The organism is Chryseobacterium sp. GW821-FHT04C04, assembly GCF_059420365.1.
The window spans coordinates 791,512-812,517 of the sequence record NZ_JBWKTO010000001.1 but is presented as its reverse complement, the minus strand read 5'-3'; the positions used below and the strand labels follow the sequence as shown (position 1 = coordinate 812,517).

24 protein-coding genes and 1 riboswitch are annotated in these 21,006 nt (G+C 36.0%); of the genes, 13 read left to right on the top strand and 11 right to left on the bottom strand.

The annotated features are described in order from the left end of the window. Positions 1–42 precede the first annotated feature (42 nt). On the bottom strand, positions 43–1,110 hold the full coding sequence (locus AC07UM_RS03725; protein ID WP_494682424.1) for a 3-oxoacyl-ACP synthase III family protein: 1,068 nt from the start codon (positions 1,108–1,110) through the stop codon (positions 43–45). A gap of 101 nt (positions 1,111–1,211) precedes the next feature. Between AC07UM_RS03725 and AC07UM_RS03720 the strand changes: the two genes are divergently transcribed. The 8 genes from AC07UM_RS03720 to AC07UM_RS03685 all read left to right on the top strand — a co-directional run bounded on the left by AC07UM_RS03720 (position 1,212) and on the right by AC07UM_RS03685 (position 7,499). Continuing rightward, entirely contained in the window at positions 1,212–1,781 is a 570-nt protein-coding gene (locus tag AC07UM_RS03720) for a hypothetical protein (RefSeq protein ID WP_103233996.1), read from the top strand. 3 nt (positions 1,782–1,784) lie between these two features. Continuing rightward, positions 1,785–2,516, top strand: coding sequence for a bifunctional demethylmenaquinone methyltransferase/2-methoxy-6-polyprenyl-1,4-benzoquinol methylase UbiE (ubiE, locus tag AC07UM_RS03715; RefSeq protein ID WP_103233997.1), 732 nt, complete (start codon positions 1,785–1,787; stop codon positions 2,514–2,516). Positions 2,517–2,519: 3 nt separating this feature from the next. Continuing rightward, positions 2,520–3,302, top strand: a complete 783-nt coding sequence (porT, locus tag AC07UM_RS03710; protein WP_103233998.1) for a type IX secretion/gliding motility protein PorT/SprT — start codon at positions 2,520–2,522, stop codon at positions 3,300–3,302. 138 nt (positions 3,303–3,440) lie between these two features. Continuing rightward, positions 3,441–3,743, top strand: coding sequence for a hypothetical protein (locus AC07UM_RS03705; RefSeq protein ID WP_494683057.1), 303 nt, complete (start codon positions 3,441–3,443; stop codon positions 3,741–3,743). Next, positions 3,743–4,030, top strand: a complete 288-nt coding sequence (locus AC07UM_RS03700; protein WP_103233999.1) for a cell division protein ZapA — start codon at positions 3,743–3,745, stop codon at positions 4,028–4,030. Before AC07UM_RS03705 ends, AC07UM_RS03700 begins: the two co-directional genes overlap by 1 nt. A 227-nt stretch (positions 4,031–4,257) precedes the next feature. Continuing rightward, positions 4,258–5,826 carry a ribonuclease Y gene (gene rny, locus AC07UM_RS03695; protein ID WP_494682425.1) on the top strand — a complete coding sequence of 523 codons (1,569 nt, stop codon included), beginning with the start codon at positions 4,258–4,260 and terminating at the stop codon, positions 5,824–5,826. A gap of 73 nt (positions 5,827–5,899) precedes the next feature. Next, positions 5,900–7,141, top strand: coding sequence for an MFS transporter (locus AC07UM_RS03690; protein ID WP_494682426.1), 1,242 nt, complete (start codon positions 5,900–5,902; stop codon positions 7,139–7,141). Positions 7,142–7,310: 169 nt separating this feature from the next. After that, positions 7,311–7,499 (top strand): hypothetical protein, encoded by a 189-nt coding sequence (locus AC07UM_RS03685; protein ID WP_124536284.1) that lies wholly within the window; start codon positions 7,311–7,313, stop codon positions 7,497–7,499. Between the two features lie 81 nt (positions 7,500–7,580). Here the strand turns inward: AC07UM_RS03685 and AC07UM_RS03680 are convergent, their stop codons facing one another. The 5 genes from AC07UM_RS03680 to AC07UM_RS03660 form a co-directional block, all read right to left on the bottom strand. Beyond that, positions 7,581–8,516, bottom strand: a complete 936-nt coding sequence (locus AC07UM_RS03680) for a YeiH family protein (protein ID WP_494682427.1) — start codon at positions 8,514–8,516, stop codon at positions 7,581–7,583. Between the two features lie 342 nt (positions 8,517–8,858). Then, entirely contained in the window at positions 8,859–9,734 is an 876-nt protein-coding gene (locus tag AC07UM_RS03675) for a LysR family transcriptional regulator (protein ID WP_494682428.1), read from the bottom strand. Between the two features lie 155 nt (positions 9,735–9,889). Continuing rightward, positions 9,890–11,197 carry a voltage-gated chloride channel family protein gene (locus tag AC07UM_RS03670; protein ID WP_494682429.1) on the bottom strand — a complete coding sequence of 436 codons (1,308 nt, stop codon included), beginning with the start codon at positions 11,195–11,197 and terminating at the stop codon, positions 9,890–9,892. 31 nt (positions 11,198–11,228) lie between these two features. Beyond that, positions 11,229–11,296: riboswitch (Fluoride riboswitch) on the bottom strand. Positions 11,297–11,492: 196 nt separating this feature from the next. After that, positions 11,493–12,332 (bottom strand): GLPGLI family protein, encoded by an 840-nt coding sequence (locus tag AC07UM_RS03665; protein ID WP_494682430.1) that lies wholly within the window; start codon positions 12,330–12,332, stop codon positions 11,493–11,495. Positions 12,333–12,425: 93 nt separating this feature from the next. After that, positions 12,426–12,893 carry an acyl-CoA thioesterase gene (locus AC07UM_RS03660; protein ID WP_124536278.1) on the bottom strand — a complete coding sequence of 156 codons (468 nt, stop codon included), beginning with the start codon at positions 12,891–12,893 and terminating at the stop codon, positions 12,426–12,428. A gap of 121 nt (positions 12,894–13,014) precedes the next feature. Here AC07UM_RS03660 and AC07UM_RS03655 point away from each other — a divergent pair, with 121 nt between their 5' ends. Then, positions 13,015–13,371 (top strand): arsenate reductase family protein, encoded by a 357-nt coding sequence (locus tag AC07UM_RS03655; RefSeq protein ID WP_494682431.1) that lies wholly within the window; start codon positions 13,015–13,017, stop codon positions 13,369–13,371. A gap of 160 nt (positions 13,372–13,531) precedes the next feature. Further along, on the top strand, positions 13,532–13,720 hold the full coding sequence (locus AC07UM_RS03650; protein ID WP_494682432.1) for a hypothetical protein: 189 nt from the start codon (positions 13,532–13,534) through the stop codon (positions 13,718–13,720). 57 nt (positions 13,721–13,777) lie between these two features. On the opposite strand, the gene gcvT is transcribed toward AC07UM_RS03650, so the two are convergent. The 3 genes from gcvT to idi are packed head-to-tail and all read right to left on the bottom strand — an operon-like array spanning position 13,778 to position 15,846. After that, on the bottom strand, positions 13,778–14,854 hold the full coding sequence (gene gcvT / locus AC07UM_RS03645) for a glycine cleavage system aminomethyltransferase GcvT (RefSeq protein ID WP_494682433.1): 1,077 nt from the start codon (positions 14,852–14,854) through the stop codon (positions 13,778–13,780). A gap of 9 nt (positions 14,855–14,863) precedes the next feature. Further along, a complete protein-coding gene (locus AC07UM_RS03640; protein WP_494682434.1) occupies positions 14,864–15,337 on the bottom strand; it encodes a hypothetical protein in 474 nt (157 codons plus the stop codon). Beyond that, positions 15,337–15,846: an isopentenyl-diphosphate Delta-isomerase gene (gene idi, locus AC07UM_RS03635; RefSeq protein ID WP_494682435.1), complete on the bottom strand. Its 510-nt coding sequence runs from the start codon at positions 15,844–15,846 to the stop codon at positions 15,337–15,339. The genes AC07UM_RS03640 and idi overlap by 1 nt, the downstream gene beginning before the upstream one ends. Before the next feature lie 291 nt (positions 15,847–16,137). Between idi and AC07UM_RS03630 the strand changes: the two genes are divergently transcribed. Continuing rightward, the gene (locus tag AC07UM_RS03630) at positions 16,138–16,548 is read left to right on the top strand and encodes an LNS2 domain-containing protein (RefSeq protein WP_103235036.1); all 411 of its coding nucleotides are present in this window, start codon (positions 16,138–16,140) and stop codon (positions 16,546–16,548) included. An 86-nt stretch (positions 16,549–16,634) separates the two neighbouring features. Beyond that, a complete protein-coding gene (locus tag AC07UM_RS03625; protein WP_494682436.1) occupies positions 16,635–17,594 on the top strand; it encodes a D-2-hydroxyacid dehydrogenase in 960 nt (319 codons plus the stop codon). A 66-nt stretch (positions 17,595–17,660) separates the two neighbouring features. Here the strand turns inward: AC07UM_RS03625 and mscL are convergent, their stop codons facing one another. Next, positions 17,661–18,038, bottom strand: coding sequence for a large conductance mechanosensitive channel protein MscL (gene mscL, locus AC07UM_RS03620; protein WP_494682437.1), 378 nt, complete (start codon positions 18,036–18,038; stop codon positions 17,661–17,663). A 257-nt stretch (positions 18,039–18,295) separates the two neighbouring features. Between mscL and AC07UM_RS03615 the strand changes: the two genes are divergently transcribed. After that, entirely contained in the window at positions 18,296–19,813 is a 1,518-nt protein-coding gene (locus AC07UM_RS03615) for an NAD(P)H-hydrate dehydratase (RefSeq protein WP_494682438.1), read from the top strand. 118 nt (positions 19,814–19,931) lie between these two features. On the opposite strand, the gene lgt is transcribed toward AC07UM_RS03615, so the two are convergent. Further along, positions 19,932–20,780 carry a prolipoprotein diacylglyceryl transferase gene (gene lgt / locus AC07UM_RS03610; RefSeq protein ID WP_494683058.1) on the bottom strand — a complete coding sequence of 283 codons (849 nt, stop codon included), beginning with the start codon at positions 20,778–20,780 and terminating at the stop codon, positions 19,932–19,934. Between the last annotated feature and the right edge of the window lie 226 nt (positions 20,781–21,006).

Here is a 21,006-nt window from a genome sequence, read left to right as displayed (position 1 = left end):
ACTTCCCTGTGCTTTTTATATTTTTTTGTTTATTAAATAGTATTAAGGAAATCTGTAAACGATAGCATTGATGTTCATTCCGGCACCTACCGAAGTCATAACAACGTTACCTTTTTCTTTAAACGATTGACCTGCCATTTTTCCTTTAATTATTAAATCATACATGGTAGGAATTGTTGCTACAGATGTATTTCCAAGGTCCTGAATAGTCATTGGAGAGATGGAGTGATCGTATTCTTTCACATCATAAAGTCTGTGAAGTCTTTCAATCATCGCGTAATCCATTTTAGCGTTAGCCTGGTGAATTAAGATTTTGTCTATATCTTCAATAGAAAGACCTGCATCTGTAATGGTATCTTTGATAGCAACCGGTACATTTTTAAGAGCGTATTCGTAAATCTTTCTTCCTAGCATTCTTACATAAAGGCGCTTCTGATCTGCTTCTTTATTGATGGAAGGCTGATTTTCGAGGTAATTTAATTCCGGTCCGTTATCACAGATCGTGTTGTGGGCAATAATTCCTACATTCTCTTTATCGGTTGCTTTTACCACTACTGCTCCGGCACCATCAGCAAAGATCATTCTGTTTCTGTCATATGGATCTGTTACTCTGCTTAAAGTTTCAGCGCCGATGACAAGAATGGTTTTGGCAACCTTAGCTTTAATTAAATTATCAGATAAAATCATAGCTTCTACCCATCCAGGACATCCGAAAACCATATCATATGTTACGCATTTTCTGTTTTTGATCCCCAGTTTGTTCTTCACTCTTGCTGCCATTGTTGGCATGAAGTCAGCGTATCCGTTTTCAGTAACTTCTCCGAAATTACTTGCGTAGATAATGTAATCTAAATCTTCACCGTCTACTTTTGCATCTTCAAGGGCAATTTTTGCAGCTTCATAACCGATTTGTGAGTTGGAAAGATCATCCTCAATGAACCTCCTGTTTTCGATTTCTGTAATCTCTACAAATTTCGCAATGGTCTCTTCTACAGGCTTTTCAATCTTTACTCCGTCTTCAGTATAGAACTCGGAATTCATAAAGTAATCTCTACCAATAACTCTGTTCGGGATATAAGATCCAGAGCCAATAATGATCGTATTCGGCATTCGTTTATATGATTTTTTTAAAGATGCAAAGTTAATAATTAATATTAATAACAGAGAATTAAAAATATTATTAAATTTGCAAAAATTGTACTTTACAATCTATGAAAAACAACTCGTCCTTAAAAGGCTTACTTATTGCAGCTGTGGCGTTTATCGTTGCCTTTGGGATCTACTTCCTTTTTTTAGCCAAGAAGAATTATTATGTGGTAGATAATCCTACCCCGAATACGTATTACTTTAAGATCAATAACGGATCTGAAGGCGTGATTTCAGCGGGGCAGTATGTGCATGTGGATTTGAATAAAGGTAAAAACTCTATTCAGGTTTTTGATCAGAATAAGAAAATGCTGTATGATTCAGCATTTGAAGTGAATAAACTTCGTGGTCTGATCAATATTACCCATCAGGATTATTACGTAAACGAACAGTATTACGGATATAATCTTAAAAAAGATTCGTTATTGGCGAAGCTTGACAAAACAGTCATTGACGGAAAAGATTATTACGGAGGAGCAAAACGCTTCAACAAACTTTATACAGAAGGTTTTTACTACAATGTAGATGAAGACTATGATAAAGTGATCAAGAATATCCAGAAGGTGGAATCAAGATCTAAGATCTTCAGGAAGCAGGATTACCTAAATTATTACAAAGAATATTACAAGTTTTAAGTTTTGACAAAAGATATCACCAAAGTTACTCCCTACAATTCAGAGGCTACGAAAAAGAGCCAGGTAGAGGATATGTTCGACAACATTGCACCGAAGTACGACCTTCTGAACCATGTTTTATCCATGAAAATTGACGTTTTGTGGAGAAATAAACTGGTAAGATGGATGAAAAATGATAATCCGCAGGAAGTGCTGGATGTGGCTACAGGAACGGGAGATCTGGCAATTACCATTGAAAAAGGAACCGGTTCTAAGGTAGTTGGTTTAGATTTATCACAACAAATGCTGAATGTTGGCGTTATTAAAATAAAAAAACTTAAATTAGACGGCAAAATTTCCATGCAAAAAGGAGATGCTGAAAATCTGCCTTTCGAGGACAATAGATTTGATGCTGTTTCCGTTGCATTTGGAGTAAGGAATTTTGAAAACCTTCCCAAAGGTTTAGCAGAGTTAAGAAGAGTAGTTAAAGATAACAAAAGTGTTTATATACTGGAGTTTTCAAAGGTTGAGGGTTTCATGGGGCCATTTTATATGTTTTATTTTAAAAATATATTACCTGCCATTGGCAAGTTGGTTTCTAAGGATAGTAGGGCGTATACATACCTTCCGGATTCTGTAAATGCTTTTCCTTTCGGGGAAAAGATGAAGCAAATTCTTTTAGATACGGGATTTAAGAAAGTTGAATATAAAAAATTAAGTTTAGGTATAGCCACAATTTATAAAGCAACAAAGTAACCTATGAATAAATTTCTATTAAAAGCACTGGTTTTAACCTCAGTAAATGTTGCCGTCTTTGCAAACGCGCAATTCAGAACCCGAAACAGAATGGATAAGTTGGAAGATTTCGACGAGCAGAAATTCAGTTGGGGTTTTTATTTGAACGGGAACAGACTGGATTACCGCATTGTTTTGCATCCGAAATATGGGATGAATGATAATGAAAACCTTGTCACATCCAAGGAAAGTTATAGTTTCGGTGCCGGGCTTATTGCAAAATGGAGACTGAACGATTATCTTGATGTAAGGATAGAACCGGGGTTACAGTTTGCACAAAGACAGTTGACTTTTAATACTCAATCCAATGATATCTATGCAGGCGGATCTTTGACGAATCCTGCTTTTATGCCATTCCCTTTACAGGAAAAGGATAGAGTAAGAGAAATTAAATCTACTTTAATTGATATTCCGGTACTTTTGGAACTTCATGGGCAAAGATGGTACAATTCAAGGCCTTACGTTGCAGCAGGGGTAAACTATGTAGTGAACCTTCAGTCTAATGCAACTTCTACAGATGACAATATGCAGGGGATCTACAGATCTACAACGCATAATTTTGCTTGGTCTGCAGAAATGGGAATTCAGTTTTATTTCAACAAGTTTAAACTGACTCCTGCTATCAGAGGAACATTCTTCATGAACAATGAGAAAGTGGCCGATAACGCTACTACACCTCCTTACTGGGCATCTGCAATTTCTACATTACAGACAAGAGCAGTAATGTTTGTTCTGAAATTTGAATAAAAAATATTTCATTGAAAATACACAGGAGGGGCATTAGCACCTCCTTTTTTGTGGGTATATCAAAATATAGAGCGTTTTATTTTTGTTAGTGTTATTATTTTTTTATTTTTGCTTCTAGTTAGAATATACAAACCTGAAATGCTTCAAGATTTAGAAAACAATTTTTCAGAATTAGAGAGAAAGATTTTGGTTCTGCAAAAGAACTATAAAAATCTTACTGAAAATTTAAAAGAATTAAATAGTGAGCATGAAGAGTTGAAGAAGAAGTATGATGAAGAAAGGAGAAGAAATCAGGTATTAGCAGAAGAACAAAAAAATATAAAACTTTATTCAGCAATATCAGGAAATCCTGAACACAATAGATTAATGAAAAACCATATCAACCGATTGGTAAAAGAAATTGATTTCTGTATTGCTCAGCTTCAAAACAGTGGATTATAATGGAGATAAGGAGAATAACCGTCAACATTGCAGGAAGAGTATATCCGCTGAACGTACCGGCAGCAGAGGAAGAAACTTTGCGTAAAGTAGGGAAGCAGATCGAGAATATGATTAAAGATTTTGAACAAAACTTCGATGTAAGAGATAAACAGGATGCTTTGGCAATGTGTGCCCTGAAACTGGGAACCAATGCAGAAGTAGTTTCTCTTAACTACGAAAAAAATATTAATTCTACCAACGAAAGATTAGTGCAGATTAATCAATCGTTGAATGAAGTCGGGAAATAGATTTTTTTTCCTGAGAAATTACTGCCTACAATAATTCTAACACATTAAAGGTAAACTCAACGCTAAACAATTACCGAACAAATGTCCATCGAATGGCGTGCCGGATTCCGGATTACAGACAGTGGAAATCAGTTCAAATCGTGTTGATTAGGAGTTTACTCTCAATCCCTGGATTATTGTAGGCTTTTTTATTTGGATATGAAGACAATTAAAACTCAATATATATTATGACAACAGCCATTATAGCCGGCGTTATCTGCTTAGTTATTGGGGCAATAATAGGGATGTTTTTCTCTAAAAGCTCACTGAATACTAAGGCAAAATTTATCATAGATGATGCAACAAAAAATGCCGAAAACCTTATAGAAAAAGCTAACGTACAAGCCGAATCCATAAAGAAAGAAAAGAACCTTCAGGCAAAAGAAAAATTCCTGGAACTGAAATCCCAGCATGACGCAGATATTCAATCCCGTGAAAAGAAAATGCAGGAGGTTGAAAAAAGAACCAAAGACAAGGAACATAAGCTGAATGACGAGCTTAGCAAGACTGCAAAACTTGAAAAAGATTTAGATAGGCAGATTGGAGATTACGCTAAGAAGAATGAAATTCTGGAAAGAAAACAGCAGGAATTAGACATAGCTACCACTAAGAAAGTAGAAATACTTGAAAAAATATCTAATTATACCGCTGATGAAGCCAAAGCAGAATTGGTAGAAACCATGAGAGCTGAAGCTAAAACAAGAGCCCAGGCACACGTTCAGAGCATCATGGAAGAAGCTCAGATGAATGCTAAAAACGAAGCGAGAAAAATCGTTATCCAGACAATCCAAAGGATCGGAACTGAGCAGGCTATCGAAAATTCAGTATCTGTATTCAATATCGAGTCTGATGAAGTGAAAGGTAGAATTATCGGTAGAGAAGGTAGAAATATCCGTGCTTTAGAAGCTATAACAGGAGTGGAAATTATCGTTGATGATACTCCGGAAGCGATTCTTCTTTCATGCTTTGACCCGGTAAGAAGAGAAATTGCAAGACTATCCCTTCATAGATTGGTTACCGATGGTAGAATCCACCCGGCAAGAATCGAAGAAGTAGTTGAAAAAACAAAAAAACAGATCGAAGAGGAAATCATTGAAGTAGGGAAGAGAACGATCATTGATTTAGGAATCCACGGATTACACCCTGAGTTGATTAAAATCGTAGGGAGAATGAAATACCGTTCTTCTTATGGACAAAACTTACTACAGCACTCAAGAGAAGTTGCAAACATTGCTGCAACAATGGCTGCTGAATTAGGATTAAACGTCAAATTAGCAAAAAGAGCAGGTCTACTACACGATATCGGTAAAGTTCCTGAGCAGGAATCAGAATTACCACACGCTCTATTAGGAATGCAGTGGGCTGAGAAATACGGTGAAAATCCTGAAGTAGTAAACGCGATTGGAGCTCACCACGATGAGATTGAAATGAAGTCGTTATTATCTCCGATCATTCAGGTAGCCGATGCAATCTCTGGAGCAAGACCAGGAGCAAGAAGACAGGTACTGGAATCTTATATTCAGAGATTGAAAGACCTTGAATCTGCAGCATTAAGCTTCGAGGGGGTATCCAGTGCTTATGCAATCCAGGCAGGTAGAGAACTGAGAGTAATGGTAGAGAGCGGAAAAGTAAATGACGAAGTCGCTTCTCAACTTTCTTACGATATCTCTGAGAAAATTCAGAATGAATTGACTTATCCGGGACAAGTAAAAGTAACAGTAATCAGAGAAACGAGAGCTGTGAATATTGCCAGATAACAATCAAAAAAAGATATTTGATAAAAACCTTTCAAGAAATTGAAAGGTTTTTTATTTTTATCAAAACTTAAAAATGCAAGAACTGTCCTTGTCTTCAAAACTGAAGTACATTTTCTCTATTCCCGTTATTATTTCTGCCTTAGGCTATTTTGTAGATATCTATGACCTTCTTTTATTCGGAATCGTTAGAATACCGAGTTTAAAAGCATTGGGGCTTAATCCGGATGCAGATGGAACCTTTATTCTGAACTGCCAGATGGTAGGGCTTCTTATCGGAGGAATTTTCTGGGGAGTTTTCGGAGACAAAAAAGGAAGGCTCTCTGTACTCTTTGGGTCTATCTTGGTGTATTCCTTAGCCAATATTGCCTGTGGTTTTCTGCCATATTTCCCCAAAGAGCATCTGTTGTATCAATATGCAGGTTTAAGGTTTACTGCAGGAATAGGACTGGCTGGAGAGCTTGGAGCAGGAATTACGTTGGTTTCTGAAAGCCTGCCGAAGAATTTAAGAGCAATCGGAACCTCAGTGGTAGCCGGTTTTGGATTAATGGGAGCAGTGGTGGCCCAGCTTACGGTAGAATTGGCCGGTGGATGGAATATCTCCTATATCATTGGAGGAATAATGGGAATCCTGTTATTAATACTAAGAATAAGTGTATCTGAATCCGGAATTTATAAAAATATCGTTCATAAAAATGTTTCAAAAGGGAATTTCTTATCCTTTTTTACCAATAAAGACAGATTGGTAAGATATTTAAAATGTATTGCTGTAGGATTACCTACTTGGTATTGTATAGGGATTCTGGCCGTTTTAGCCAATCAATTTGCCCCTGAATTGGGAATCAAGGATATTAACCCAGGAAAAGCAATTATGTGGGCCTATATAGGGATTTCTGTTGGTGATCTATTGAGTGGTTTTATTTCTCACGCTTTAAAATCCCGTAAAATGGCCATTTTTTACATGCTGATCTTTACAATTATCGGGGTGGCAATTATGTTATTCGGGAATACCAATACAGAAACAAAATATTATTTGTTCTGCGTATGGCTTGGGTTTGGAACAGGATATTGGGCTATGTTTGTGACTCTTGCAGCAGAACAGTTCGGAACCAATATCAGAAATACAGCAACGACAACCGTTCCCAATATGGTAAGAGGGCTTGTCCCTGTTATGATTTTGGCTTTTGATTCTCTTAAAGGTCATTTCCCGGTTATAGAAAGTGCTGCCATAGTAGGAGTCGTAGTTTTTGGACTTGCATTTTATTCTTCGCTTACGATCTCAGAAACTCACGATAAAGACCTTGAGTTTACAGAATAATTTAAATTGTTTAAAAAACGACAATAGGGCATTCCTTATTTTGAATATAATAATTCGGTTAAAACCAACAAATTATTAAATTTTATATTGATTTTTGTTGCACGTAATTAATATTTGTTTAACTTTGGAACACAACTAAAACTAATTTATCTAATTAAAACTAAATCACATGAACGCAATCAAAAATGCTAAAAAGCTAGGAAAACAAGACTTGAAAAATATTACTGGAGGAATAAGCGGTAAGCCAGATTTATCTCTTTGCGGATGCAGCTGCTCAGGATCTGTAACAGGACCTGAATATTGCTCTCAATATATAGGTTGTCTACAGGTTTATACTTGTAACCAGTCTGCAGTATAAAAAAATTATTTCAATACGAAATAAACATTTCCACATTTAATATGCAGAACCCTCTTGATTTCAAGAGGGTTCTGCTCTTTGTTAATGGATAATATAAAGAAGACTGCCAACACTTATCGTGACCCAAAGGATCACAGCGGTGAGTAAAGGCTTTAATCCTATTGACTTCAGCGTCTGAAGAGAAAGAGTAGAACCAATGAAAAATAAGGTCAGATTCAATCCGGATTTTGCTACAACAGTTATGGAAGTACTGAAACGGTCAAGAAACGGGAAATAGGTATTCAAAAGAATAGCTGCAATAAAATACCCGATGAACCAGGGAATCTTTATTTTTGAGTCTTTACTTTTAAAAATAAACATGGTAATCAATGAAATTGGGATAATCCACAAGGCACGCGCCAGCTTTACGGTAGTTGCTATTTTCAAAGCTTCATCTCCATATTTACTGGCAGCCCCTACCACAGAACTTGTGTCGTGAATACCTACTGCACACCAAAGACCAAACTGTTCCTGGGAAAGATTCAGCAGATGCCCTATGGCAGGATAGACAAACAATGCAATAGAATTTAAGGTAAAAACGATAGCTAGTGCAAGTGAAATCTGTTTCGTGCTTGGTTTGATAATAGGAGATATTGCTGCAATGGCGCTTCCTCCACAAATAGCTGTTCCTGCAGAAAGGAGATAGGATAAAGGTCTTTCCAGTTTAAATATTTTTCCAAGAAAATAGCCCAAAACCATTACCGTAACAATACTTACAACGGTCAGCATCAATCCTGTTTTTCCGGCATGAAGTGCTTCATCCAGCTTCAGTCCGAATCCCAGCCCTACAATTGAAATCTGCAGCAGTAAATGAATATAATGATGAAGATGTTTTTCAAAAGGATTTCCTATAAAAACAGCCAGGGCAAAACCCAAACCTAAAGCAATGGGTGAAGATATAAGCGGGGTAAGGCACAGAGCAGCCAATGCAATAAAAAATACTTTCCGTGTCATTTCATTTTGAATGAAATTTTTCATAATGCGAACTTTTAAAATCTGCATCAAAATTCCGGAAAATACTATTACAAAGTAAATCGTATTTTGTTATATTGGATAACTAAAAGTTATAAAAGATAAAAGATAAAAGATAAAAGATAAAAGATAAAAGATGTTGTCGTTAACCAACATTTTTCTCCTTCTATATCCACACGGGGATCAACATCAATAGGGGCGGGCTTTAGTCCGGCCAAATAAATAAAATAAAATTCCATCGGCTTTAGCCAAAACCTGAAATTTAGAATGTCTTTAATCAATAAATTCAAATATCTGGTGAAATAGCAGGATTTTCCTTTGATTAACAGATTTTACATGGTAAGAAAACTATTCTGCAAATCTGAGGAAAAGCCTGATCAGTTCAGACTGCTCGCCCTTAGGAAGAATAAAGTGGAAATCTCTTTCAATGCTGAAGTTTTTAATATCAATAACAGTCAGGATGTTGTTTTTCAATTCGTTCAGAATTGTACTGATAGAAAGGAATGCCATACATTCGGAGTGGAGAAGGTAGTTTTTGATGCTTTCACTGCTTCCCAGCTGGATTACAGTATTTAATTCATTGATATTGATTTCTTTCTCCTTCAGCCGGTTTTGTATAAACTCAAGAGTCCCGGACCCCTGTTCCCTGAAAATCAGATCGAGCTGATAGAGATCTTTTAAATGTAAGGTTTTATGGGCAAGAGGGTGATCTGATTTTGCGGTCAGAACAATTTCATCAGGCTTAAAAGTCTTATATTCAAAATAAGAAGACTGAGATTCACCTTCAATAATACCCAGATCAATTTTTTCTTCTTTTAAAAGTGTAGAAATTGCCTCCGTATTTCCGGTAAGTAGCTCGATCTTAATATCTTTATAATAAGTATTGAATTTTGCTAAAATTTCAGGTAAAATATACTGTGCAACGGTTGTACTTGCCCCGATAATCAGCTTTCCTTTATGCTGCTGATTGATTTGGCTGATTTCAAATTCCATGTCGCGGTAGACATTTCTTATCTTTTCAGCATGTTCATACAGAATCTTTCCGCTTTGAGTCAGCTGGATAGAAGTTCCTTTACGATCAAATAACTTGGCACCTACCTGAATTTCAATTTCTTTAATATGTTTAGTAACAGCAGGTTGTGAAATATGAAGCTCTTCTGAAGCTTTAGTGAAACTTAATCGGGATGCTACCGTATGGAAAACTTTTAATCTGTAATCGAACATGGGGTAAAATTACGAATTATAGTTGGAAATGGAGAAGGTGGGTGAGAGAGTTTGAGAGTGGAAGGGGGTTAGTGTAGCGAGTTCCGGGTTTCGGGATCCGGAATTCAAGGGTTAAAGTTGTGAGAAACGAGTAACAAAAATAACCAACAATAAACCTATAAAAAATCTGAAACTGATTGATCCTGCTGACTTTCATACCTTCTGTTCTTAGCTTCCCCGATTTTCTGTCGGGTATAAATACTGTTGTGACCCGAAAGAAGATAAGACACAACACAGGCAATGGCCACATACACCCCACATTCTGCCCCGAACAATTCAATTCCCATGAGCATGCAAGCCAAAGGCGTATTGGTGGCACCGGCAAATACTGCTACAAATCCCATTCCTGCCAATAATCCGAATGGCAACGGAATAAAAAGAGATAAAGCACTGCCTAAAGCAGCTCCGATAAAGAACAAAGGAGTGACTTCTCCACCTTTGAATCCGGCGGAAAGCGTAATGATGGTAAATATCATTTTTAAAGCAAAATCATACAACGGAAGCTGTTTTTCAAAAGATTCTACAATCACAGGAATTCCTAATCCGATGTATCGGGTGGTGCCCATCGCAAAAACAGCCAACGCAATAATAATTCCGCCTGCTACAGGACGAAGTGGAGGATATTTAATTTTGGATTTGAAAACAGATCCAACCCAATGAATGATCTTACTGAATGCCGCAGCACAGATTCCGAAAGCAATTCCTGCCAGAATACTGTAGAGAACCGGTAAAAACTCAAGTTTTGGGATGAAATCAATATGATAATGAGTGTGTTTTACATTCCAGAGATTAGTAGCCCAGTCTGCCAGAATAGCAGAGGCCAAAGCAGGAAAGATAGCATTATACCGTATTCTTCCAATCAGAAAAACCTCAAGACCAAAAACCGCTCCGGCCAGAGGAGTTCCAAAAATAGAACCAAATCCGGCAGCAATAGCAGCAATGATTAATATTTTTCTTTCATTTCTATCCAGTTTAAAAGGTTTGGTAAGCTGATCTGCTATAGCACCGGCCATTTGGAGTGCTGTTCCTTCACGGCCGGCAGATCCTCCGAAGAAATGGGTTACGATGGTTCCTAGATAAACAAAAGGAGCCATTTTAAATGGAATAATTCCTTTGGGTTCATGAATCGTATCAATCAACAGATTGTTTCCGGCTTCAATATCTTTTCCGAAGTAATAATAAAGAAGTCCTATCAGAAATCCTCCAACAGGAAGTAATGCAATCAGCCCTATATGATTTTCCCTGAAATTCGTTGCCCATTCCAATGATTGAAGAAACCCAGCAGAAGCGGTTCCTACCAAAGCACCTATAATAATACTGATACACAGCCATTTTAAAATATAAGGCAGCGCTGGAAATTTTCTGAAGAAAAAATAAGTGTGAAAAATTGCTTTTTTACCAAGTGTCCATTGTTTTTTTGACATACTATTCCTGATCAGTTATTGGTTAATAATCTATTAATCAGGCGTCATCAGCTTTTGTAAAGCGGTTGGGTAAGGAAGAACACCATTTCCTTTTGATACTGCAAATATAAGAATTATGATAAAAGATAAAAGATAAAAGATATAAGATATAAGATATAAGATATAAGATATAAGATATAAGATATAACCATTAAATATCCGTATGTCAACATCAATAGAGGTGGGCTTTAGCCCGCCTAAATAAATTTTTAACTTTCCTCAGGCTTTAGCCTAAACTTAAAAATAAACAATGGTTTTAATATTTTGGATAATGCATTGCCTTATCAATCTCAAGCGGATTGTTGTATTTTCTTATGACTTCCTGCATGCTTTTGGTTTGGGTATTCAGTTCATCCACATTATGAATTTCTTTTCCATTGATATTAATTTTAAGATCATTGTTGGATTTGCTGAAATTGTTTCTTTCAAAAGCAAAAGGATCATTATAAAATTCCATGATCAATTTATTCTTCTGTTTTTCATTGATCGGAATAGCTTTATTTCCGAAATTGGATTCAAGAAAATCATCTGTAGGATAAATTTGTGTTAGTTCCTGACTTTTGATAAGATGATAAATGAAATTTTTCTTTGTGTCAGATAGTTCAAAGATTAAACCGGGTAATCCACGGAGTTTAAAGGGACCTTCATTAAAAGGAATATCTTTACAGAACCAGGCGGTCCAGTTTCTTCCTCCAAATCGGGTAGTAGCCTTTTGTAAAGTAAAGTTTTCTACTTTTTGGGTTTCATTGGAAATAATCCAGTTTATTTTATCTGTCGTTTTAAAAGAATAATATCCGTTTTTAATGTTGATAAAGTTTTCATTGTCAAAAGAGTTGATCTTTCTTTTCACTACCTGCCCGGACATATCCGTATGACTGGTATTCATTCCGAATTTTTTATTTAAAGAATCTGTGGTAATCAGATTTCTACCGTAGAATTTCACTTCTGTTGGGGTAATATCCAGTATCATATTCAGTTTTTCATAAGTGGTCTCTGTGGAATCCATCTTATATTGCAGTTCATAAATAAACCGATGCGTCTGAGCCTGGACCCAAGCTATCATAAGCAATACGATTAAGGTGAAAATACTTTTCATATAATAGGGTTGGTTATTTTTATTTGCTTACTAATTCTTCCAGACTTAACCTTTAGATTTTGAACTGAGAATTCCAAAACCCGCATTTCAGTTCTACAAAAACGGCTTCATTTCATCCTCAATCTGGGTTCTCAGTTCCATCAGGCGTTTAGCATATATTTCCTGCTGCTTTTCCTCTTCAGTTGTTGGGATCCATTTGGGCACAGGAAGTTTTTTACCATTTTCATCTACGGCAACAAAAACGATGATACAATGGGTTTTTTTCTCAAAAGTGGGCTGTTTCAGGTTTCTTGAAAAAACATTGATCGCAATATGCATGCTTGAAGTTCCGGTATAGATCACCTGGGCATCTACTTTTACGACTTCCCCGATTTTGATTGGGTCATAAAAACGGATTCCGCCTACATAGACTGTGACAGAATAATTACCACTCCAGGTCGTTGCACACGCATAACCCGCCTGATCAATCCATTTCATAACGCTTCCTCCATGTACATTTCCTCCGTAATTAACATCTGAAGGTTCTGAAATAAACTGAAACGTAATAGGCTTGTTCTGCATCTTTATAAAATTTTAATAAAGTTATTTAATAATTTCCAAAGTTTTAGATTAAATCCTACTTTTGAAAGACGAAACTTTCAATGAAAGAGAATTGTAACAAATAAAAGATTTAGAAATAGAAATGAAGAAAGTATTTTATCTCAACACATGTGATACCTGCAGAAAAATTTTAGCCCAATTTGACCTTACAGACTGGGAACTTCGCGAAATCAAAAAAGCGCCGATTACTAAAGAAGAATTGGCCGAGATGTATAAGAAAACAAAATCATACGAGGCATTATTCAGTAGAAAGTCTACGCAGATCAAATTGAGAGGTTTGGATGTGAAATCTTTAACAGAAAAAGAGTTTAAAGAATTACTGTTGGATCATTATACGTTTTTAAAGCGTCCTGTTTTCATCACAGATCAGGAGATTTTTGTAGGAAATGATAAGACAAATGTGGAAGCTCTTCAAACATTTTTTGGAGTAAACCCATAGATTAACGACTGAAAAATACAGTCAATAGTATATTCTGCTATGTTCAATTGCTGAGCATAGCTTTTTTAATTTAAATATTTGATTTTCAATATGATGTTTATTTTTTAAGGTGTTTTATCTGTCAAAAATACTTATATTTATAATCACCAAAATTTATAATATGAAAACAAACTTTTTAAAAACAAAGAATCTTAACAGATCTGAGCTGAAGAAAATCAATGGAGGGCTAAGACCTCCTGTGGCTAACTGCTTTACTTTATGTGGTCCTGCTGGGGGAGTGATTTCTAATACACCTGGTGTAGGGGATGCCTGCTCGCCGGACAGAAAGATCTGCTGTATCTGCAATTAAACACAAAAAAGAGGTTGTAATTCAATTACAACCTCTTTTCATTATTTTTAGAACAGACTATATAAAAGGAGCCTTCACTACTTTTGCAGGAATGTTCTTATTTCTTACCTGAATGAAGATCTCAGAACCTAATTTGAAATAAGGCTTGTCTACATACGCAAGACCTAAACCTACTTTCTTCATAGGAGACTGTGTTCCTGAAGTTACTTTTCCGATTACGTTTCCTTCTGCATCTACCACAGGATAATCATGTCTTGGAACTCCTTTGTCTGTCAATTCAAAACCAACTAATTTTCTGGTAACTCCTTCTTCTTTTTGTTTTGCGAAAACGTCTTTAGAAACGAAATCCTTATCAAACTTGGTGATCCATCCTAAACCAGCTTCAATAGGAGAAGTCGTATCATCGATGTCATTTCCGTAAAGACAGAACCCTTTTTCTAATCTTAAAGTATCTCTGGATGCCAATCCACAAGGAATAATTCCTTCTTCTTTACCTGCTTCCATTACGGCATCCCAAAGTTTTTCAGCACTTTCATTGTTAAAATAGATCTCAAAACCACCACTTCCTGTGTATCCTGTGTTCGAAATGATGATATCATTTTCTCCGGCAACAGTTCCTACTGTAAAATGGTAGTAAGGAATTTCTGAAAGATTTACTTCCGTAAGCTTTTGAAGGATTTCAGTAGCTTTAGGTCCCTGAACTGCCAATAGAGACATTTCATCAGAAGCATTGGTCATTTTAGCTCCGAAAGTATTATATTTTGAAATATGATTCCAGTCTTTGTCAATATTGGAAGCGTTTACCACCACGAAATATTTGTCATCTTCCATTTTGTAAACGATAAGGTCGTCTACAATTCCTCCGTTTTCGTTTGGAAGACAAGAATACTGAGCTTTTCCGTTTTCAAGCGCGTCAACGTTATTGGTCGTTACAAATTGTAAAAGGTCTTTTGAACCTGGCCCTTCGATGAAAAACTGTCCCATGTGGGAAACATCAAATAATCCTGCTTTTTCTCTTACTGCAAAATGCTCTTCTGTAACTCCTGAATATTGAACAGGCATTTCAAAACCTGCGAAAGGTACGATCTTAGCTCCCAAAGAAACATGTTTGTCGTACAAGGCTGTTTTCTTCATATTTAATTTTTATTTCTTTATTTTAAAACTGTTAAAAGTCTCATTGAATAAGGTCATATAGTTTCCGTTCCAGAATTTCTGGCCACAATTGATGGAAACTAAATATAAGTTTTTGTCTTTTTGAAAAGCTTTGGTTATCCAGAACAGCTTTTCTTTTTCATCAAAGTGCTCATATAGGTATTCTGTATATCCTTTTTGGCTCTTTTTATCTTTTACTTTATTCTCCTGATCTTCTGATTGATAAAGTGCCAGGATGAATTTTTTTACTTCTTCTTTTGGAAGTGGTAAATCATGATATTCCGAAATGGTAATAGCGCCTATCTGGCTGGTAGGAAAAATGTTGATGATCTCACTATCATTGGTAGATTTCCAGCCATCAGGAACATTAATGGAGTAGTTGGAATTTTCATATACTTTTCCCTTTTGTCCAAAAAATAAATTTGCTATCAAAAGAGCAGAAAAAAACAATATTTTTTTCATCATTAAAAATGGTGTTTATATTCTTCCAGGATGATTTTGAACCATTCTGTAAAGTTTTCAGGGTGTTCAGAAATTTCTTTATCCAGATCTTCTATGGAAATGAATCGTACCTCTTCCACTTCTTCTTTATTTAAATTGAAATCAGCTTCATGGTTTCCCACAAATACATGATCCAGCTCGTGTTCCCAAAGACCACCACCTACATCTGCTTTGTATATAAAATTGAATTTTTCTGAAAGCTCGGCCTCTATTCCCAGCTCTTCTTTCAGTCTGCGGACAGCCCCTTCCTTATAAGTTTCTCCTGCTCTTGGGTGTGAGCACACGGCATTAGTCCATTGGTTAGGAGAATGGTACTTTCCTGAAGCTCTTTTCTGAACAAGCATTTCTCCTTTATTATTGAAAAGAAATACAGAAAAAGCGCGATGTAACAGGCCGTTGATGTGAGCCTGCTGTTTTTCCATCAGCCCCATAACTTCATCTTCAGGATTTACTAAAACAACAAATTCTTCCATTCCTACAAATGTAAGAGTAATAAATGTATTTTGGAAATTTTTAGATAAACATCATACTTTTTGTAATAGGGATATCAAGAGGAAGGAATAAAGAAGGTTTATAGGTAAATTCAATTATTCACTAAAAAGAAAATATAAAACGAAAAATTTTAACTATTTGCTATGAAATGATTAATAAAATATTGATATTATTCTTTAAATAATAGTTTTTGTAGTAAAATTTTAACATAAAGTAAGATTAATATGCCTGATAGTTGTAAAAGCGCTAACTTTGTTACTTAATATTTAGTAATGGAATTAGAATACATTGAACACATTAGTCCTATTCTAAAGGATGGAACAAAAAATTACTTAATAGATATCGACGGAACCATTACTGATGACGTTCCCAACGAAGAACCGGAAAGAATGGTTACCTGCGAACCCTATCCTGATGCACTGGAAACTGTCAACAAATGGTATGACGAAGGACATCAGATCTGCTTTTTTACTTCAAGAACCGAAAATCTAAAACAAATCACCATAGACTGGCTGGATAAGCATGGTTTCAAATACCATAGTGTGCTTTGCGGAAAACCGAGAGGAGGAAATTATCACTGGATAGACAATCACTTGGTAAGAGCTACAAGATATAAAGGAAGATTTACGGATTTGGTAGAAAAACAAGTCACCATTGAAGTATTCAAAGAAGACGGCGAATAAAAATATAATTCAAAGATTTAAAGATTAAATGTGAACCTGCTCCTTTAATTTTTAAATCTTTCATTTTTTAATATACTTGATATTTTATGAAAGTTTTAGCAAACGACGGCCTGGATCAATCTGGAATTGATGCATTGACAGAAAAAGGCTTTGAGGTGATCACTACAAAAGTTCCACAGGAATTTTTGGTAGATTATATTAATGAGCATAAAATCCGCACCCTGCTGGTGAGAAGTGCTACACAGGTAAGAAAAGATATTATAGACAATTGCCCATCCATCGATATCATTGGTAGAGGGGGAGTAGGTATGGATAATATTGATGTAGACTACGCAAGAGAAAAGGGGATTCACGTGATCAATACGCCTTCCGCTTCTTCAGAATCGGTGGCTGAACTTGTTTTTGCCCATTTATTTTCCGGAGCGAGATTTCTTCAGGACTCCAACAGAAAAATGCCTTTGGTAGGAGATACGGAATTTGGAGGTCTTAAAAAAGCATATGCTGCCGGGATTGAATTGAGAGGAAAAACCATCGGTATCATCGGAATGGGAAGAATCGGACAGGAAGTGGCAAGAATTGCTTTAGGACTTGGGATGAGAGTGGTTGCTGCTGATAATAATATAGGAAAAGCCAGTATCAAAGTGAAGTTTTACAATAATCAGTTCATTAATGTTGATATAGAAACTGAACCCCTGCAAGAGGTTTTGAAACATTCAGACTTTATTACCCTGCATGTTCCGGCACAGAAAGACGGATATATGATTGGTCAGAATGAATTTGATATGATGAAAAACGGAGTGGCTATTGTCAACTGTTCAAGAGGAGGTGTTATTGATGAAACAGCTTTGATCCATGCATTGGATTCCGGTAAAGTAAGATTTGCAGGACTGGATGTTTTCATTAACGAGCCAACCCCTTCTAAGGAAATCCTTCATCACTCTAAAATCTCTCTTACCCCTCACACCGGAGCTTCTACTCTTGAGGCACAGGACAGAATCGGGCTTTCCCTTGCAGAGCAGATTTCAAGTATCTTACAGATTCAATAATTTGAAACGATATAACAAAAGCACCTCCATGGAGGTGCTTTTTATGTTTAAGCTGTTATGTACAGATTATATATTTTTGCTTTTCAATAAATCTCTGATCTCTGTCAGTAATTTTTGATCATCTGTAGGTCCTGCAGGAGCTGGGGCTTCTTTTTTGTTAACTTTATTAGCTAGCTTGATGATCCAGAAAAGAACTATAGCAATACATAGGAAACTGATTACTGCTGAAAGGAAATTTCCATAAGCAACACCATTCCACGTAAGTTTTGCAATGTTTTCTGCTCCCGCTGCTTTCAATGCCGGATTTAATATCAGTGGAGTGATTACATCTTCTACTAAAGACGAAACAATTTTTCCAAATGCAGCACCAATGATCACACCGACAGCAAGATCGAGAACATTTCCCTTAAAGGCAAACTCTTTAAATTCTTTAACAAATCCCATAATTTATATTTTTTTAATTAGTATATACACAAAAATATAATTAAAAAATGTAAAAAACACTACTTTTTATAGTTTTTTATTCCCAAAATATTGAATTTTCTATTGAATTTTCTATTGAATATTTATAATCTGTTTTAATGAATATTTTGGCTTTATAGAGATCTTTTATCTCATTCATGGTACCTCCTTATTTTTATTAACGACGTGATATCATAATGAAAAATCTTTTGTAATTTGCTTAAAAGTTTAATTTACTTATGAAAATTTTCACCGCAGAACAAATACGCAGCTGGGATCAATTTACCATTTCTCATGAGCCCATTTCGTCTATTCAATTGATGGAAAGAGCTTCGATGGCTGTTGCCCACTGGATTTCTGAACATTGTAAAAATCACAAAAAGCTGGCCATATTTTGTGGTAACGGAAACAATGGAGGGGATGGACTGGCGGTGGCAAGAATGCTTTATCTGAAAGGTTTTGATGTGGATCTATTTATAAGTGATTCCAAAAAGAAATTTTCAGAAGATGCTTCTGTCAATCTCAAAAGACTTCGGGATATATCAGGAATTTCGGTCAGAAAATTTGATCATAACGAGCCATATAATTTCGATGATAAAACCATCATTATAGATGCCCTTTTGGGAACTGGATTGTCTCGGCCGTTGGAAGGAGACCATAAAATACTTGTTGAAAAACTGAATCAAAAGAAGAATATTAAGATTTCCATTGATGTGCCTTCAGGGCTGCCTGCAGATGAAATGTTCGATAATAATGCTGTTATTCTGAAAGCTGATTATACCCTGACTTTTCAATGCTGGAAAAGAACTTTTCTTCATCCTGAAACGGGTAAATATACAGGAAAAGTAGACGTACTGGATATTGATTTGAGTAAAGCATATGCTGATACAGCTGATGCTGAATATTTTGTAATCGATGATCAATTGATAGAGCCGATATTCATCCCCAGACAAGAATTTTCTCATAAAGGAACCTATGGCAAAGCTGCAATTATAGGGGGAAGTTATGGGAAAATAGGAGCAGTGGTACTCGCTACAAAATCAGCTTTAAAAACGGGAGCAGGACTTACCTTTACATTAGCTCCGGAATGTGGATATGAAATACTGCAGACTTCATGTCCTGAAGCGATGTTCATAGAAGGAGGAGGGAAGTTTGTAACAAATTTTGAAATTGATAAAGATTTCACTTGCGGAATAGGACCTGGCTTGGGAACCGATTCAGATACCGGGAAAAGCTTTTTGAATTTTCTGAAAAACTATACCCAACCTTTGATTCTGGATGCTGATGCTTTAAATATCATTGCTGAAAATCCGAAAAACCTGAAATTAATCCCAAAAAAATCAATTATCACCCCTCATCCAAAAGAGTTTGAAAGGCTTTTTGGCAGTACAGAAAACTCTTTTAAAAGGCTTGAACTTGCCAAAGAAAAAGCAAAAGAATATAGTGTTTTTATTGTCCTGAAAGATCACCATACCCAAATTATTACTCCGGAAGGAAATGTATTTTACAATATAACCGGAAATGCAGGTCTTGCAAAAGGAGGCAGCGGAGATATTCTTACCGGAATCCTGACTTCGCTGTTAGCACAAGGATATTGCGAAGAACATACCTGTATTTTGGGAGTGTGGCTGCATGGAAAAGCTGCTGATCTTGCTTCAGAAAAATATTCAAAAGAATCGATGCTGCCTACTGATGTTATTGATGAATTCGGGAATGTTTTTGATGAACTGAACAGGAGGGTAGTGAGGAATTTATAATCAATAAAAAAGCAATGAGTAAAATGGCTTTCAAGATCTATAAAATAAAAGAGGCAGATTTGTAATTTTACAAATCTGCCTCTTTAGCTTTTTAGCGGTTTCGTTCTTTTGCTGAAATTTATTCAGGTTTTTCGTTTTCTGCCTGAGTGATCTTGAATTTTTTAGAAACAATCATAATTACAACTCCTGCAATCATAAAAGGAATAGAAAGAACCTGACCTGTGTTCAAACCACCTATCTGGATAAACTCATCTCCTTGCGGTTCTTTAAGGAACTCAACAAAGAATCTGATAGCCCAAAGAATGATAAAGAACAGACCGAATAACCAGCCCTGCTGATATTTTTTATCCGTTTTTCTGTATAAGATCCACAATAAAATGAACAACAGAACATATCCTACAGCTTCAAATAATTGGCTTGGATAACGTGGTACGGTAAGACCATATTCACTGCTTTGCTGTGGAAAAAGTAAAGCAAACGGAGAATTTGGATCTGCCGGTTTTCCAACAATTTCAGAATTGAAAAAATTCCCCATTCTCACAAATGCACCTCCCAATGACACTACAATTCCCAATCTGTCATATACCCAGAAAGGATTTTTCTTGATAATCTTATATGAGTAATAAAGAGTCGTAAGGATAAGTGCGATGGTAGCTCCGTGGCTTGCTAACCCTGAAAACCCGGTAAATTTCAACCCGTTTTTTGTACTGATCGGTAAAAATACACTCCAGAAATCTTCTTTAAATAATTCAGGCTGGTAAAATATGACATGCCCTAACCTTGCTCCCAGGATCGTTCCTATCAATGTAAATGTGAAAAGAGGCTCCAGATATTTCTGGTTTATATTATCAATCTTAAAGATTCTGGTCATTAAAATATATCCAAATCCAAAAGCAAATACAAACATCAAGCTATAAAAATGAAGCGTAAATGATCCGATATGAAGACCTTTTGAAGGGTCCCATATTTTAAACGGAGTTTCAAGCGTTACCTTATCAGAATCAGTGATTGGCTTCACTGTTTTCACGGCATATTTGAATGTCGTAATATTTTCAGGAGTAGCAGATGTATCAATCAGCTTAAAGTTTTTATCAAAAAACTGGTATTTTGAATCTTTGAATCTTGCCAACGTTGAAATACCATAATGAGTAGGCTCAAAATTGGATTCATTAAGAATGACAACAAGAGATGGG

Coding starts and splice junctions, on each gene's coding strand:
- AC07UM_RS03725 (WP_494682424.1), bottom strand. CDS start 1,110: ATGCCGAATACGATCATTATTGGCTCTGGATCTTATATCCCGAACAGA.
- AC07UM_RS03720 (WP_103233996.1), top strand. CDS start 1,212: ATGAAAAACAACTCGTCCTTAAAAGGCTTACTTATTGCAGCTGTGGCG.
- porT (WP_103233998.1), top strand. CDS start 2,520: ATGAATAAATTTCTATTAAAAGCACTGGTTTTAACCTCAGTAAATGTT.
- AC07UM_RS03705 (WP_494683057.1), top strand. CDS start 3,441: ATGCTTCAAGATTTAGAAAACAATTTTTCAGAATTAGAGAGAAAGATT.
- AC07UM_RS03700 (WP_103233999.1), top strand. CDS start 3,743: ATGGAGATAAGGAGAATAACCGTCAACATTGCAGGAAGAGTATATCCG.
- rny (WP_494682425.1), top strand. CDS start 4,258: ATGACAACAGCCATTATAGCCGGCGTTATCTGCTTAGTTATTGGGGCA.
- AC07UM_RS03690 (WP_494682426.1), top strand. CDS start 5,900: ATGCAAGAACTGTCCTTGTCTTCAAAACTGAAGTACATTTTCTCTATT.
- AC07UM_RS03685 (WP_124536284.1), top strand. CDS start 7,311: ATGAACGCAATCAAAAATGCTAAAAAGCTAGGAAAACAAGACTTGAAA.
- AC07UM_RS03680 (WP_494682427.1), bottom strand. CDS start 8,516: ATGAAAAATTTCATTCAAAATGAAATGACACGGAAAGTATTTTTTATT.
- AC07UM_RS03675 (WP_494682428.1), bottom strand. CDS start 9,734: ATGTTCGATTACAGATTAAAAGTTTTCCATACGGTAGCATCCCGATTA.
- AC07UM_RS03670 (WP_494682429.1), bottom strand. CDS start 11,197: ATGTCAAAAAAACAATGGACACTTGGTAAAAAAGCAATTTTTCACACT.
- AC07UM_RS03665 (WP_494682430.1), bottom strand. CDS start 12,332: ATGAAAAGTATTTTCACCTTAATCGTATTGCTTATGATAGCTTGGGTC.
- AC07UM_RS03660 (WP_124536278.1), bottom strand. CDS start 12,893: ATGCAGAACAAGCCTATTACGTTTCAGTTTATTTCAGAACCTTCAGAT.
- AC07UM_RS03655 (WP_494682431.1), top strand. CDS start 13,015: ATGAAGAAAGTATTTTATCTCAACACATGTGATACCTGCAGAAAAATT.
- AC07UM_RS03650 (WP_494682432.1), top strand. CDS start 13,532: ATGAAAACAAACTTTTTAAAAACAAAGAATCTTAACAGATCTGAGCTG.
- gcvT (WP_494682433.1), bottom strand. CDS start 14,854: ATGAAGAAAACAGCCTTGTACGACAAACATGTTTCTTTGGGAGCTAAG.
- AC07UM_RS03640 (WP_494682434.1), bottom strand. CDS start 15,337: ATGATGAAAAAAATATTGTTTTTTTCTGCTCTTTTGATAGCAAATTTA.
- idi (WP_494682435.1), bottom strand. CDS start 15,846: ATGGAAGAATTTGTTGTTTTAGTAAATCCTGAAGATGAAGTTATGGGG.
- AC07UM_RS03630 (WP_103235036.1), top strand. CDS start 16,138: ATGGAATTAGAATACATTGAACACATTAGTCCTATTCTAAAGGATGGA.
- AC07UM_RS03625 (WP_494682436.1), top strand. CDS start 16,635: ATGAAAGTTTTAGCAAACGACGGCCTGGATCAATCTGGAATTGATGCA.
- mscL (WP_494682437.1), bottom strand. CDS start 18,038: ATGGGATTTGTTAAAGAATTTAAAGAGTTTGCCTTTAAGGGAAATGTT.
- AC07UM_RS03615 (WP_494682438.1), top strand. CDS start 18,296: ATGAAAATTTTCACCGCAGAACAAATACGCAGCTGGGATCAATTTACC.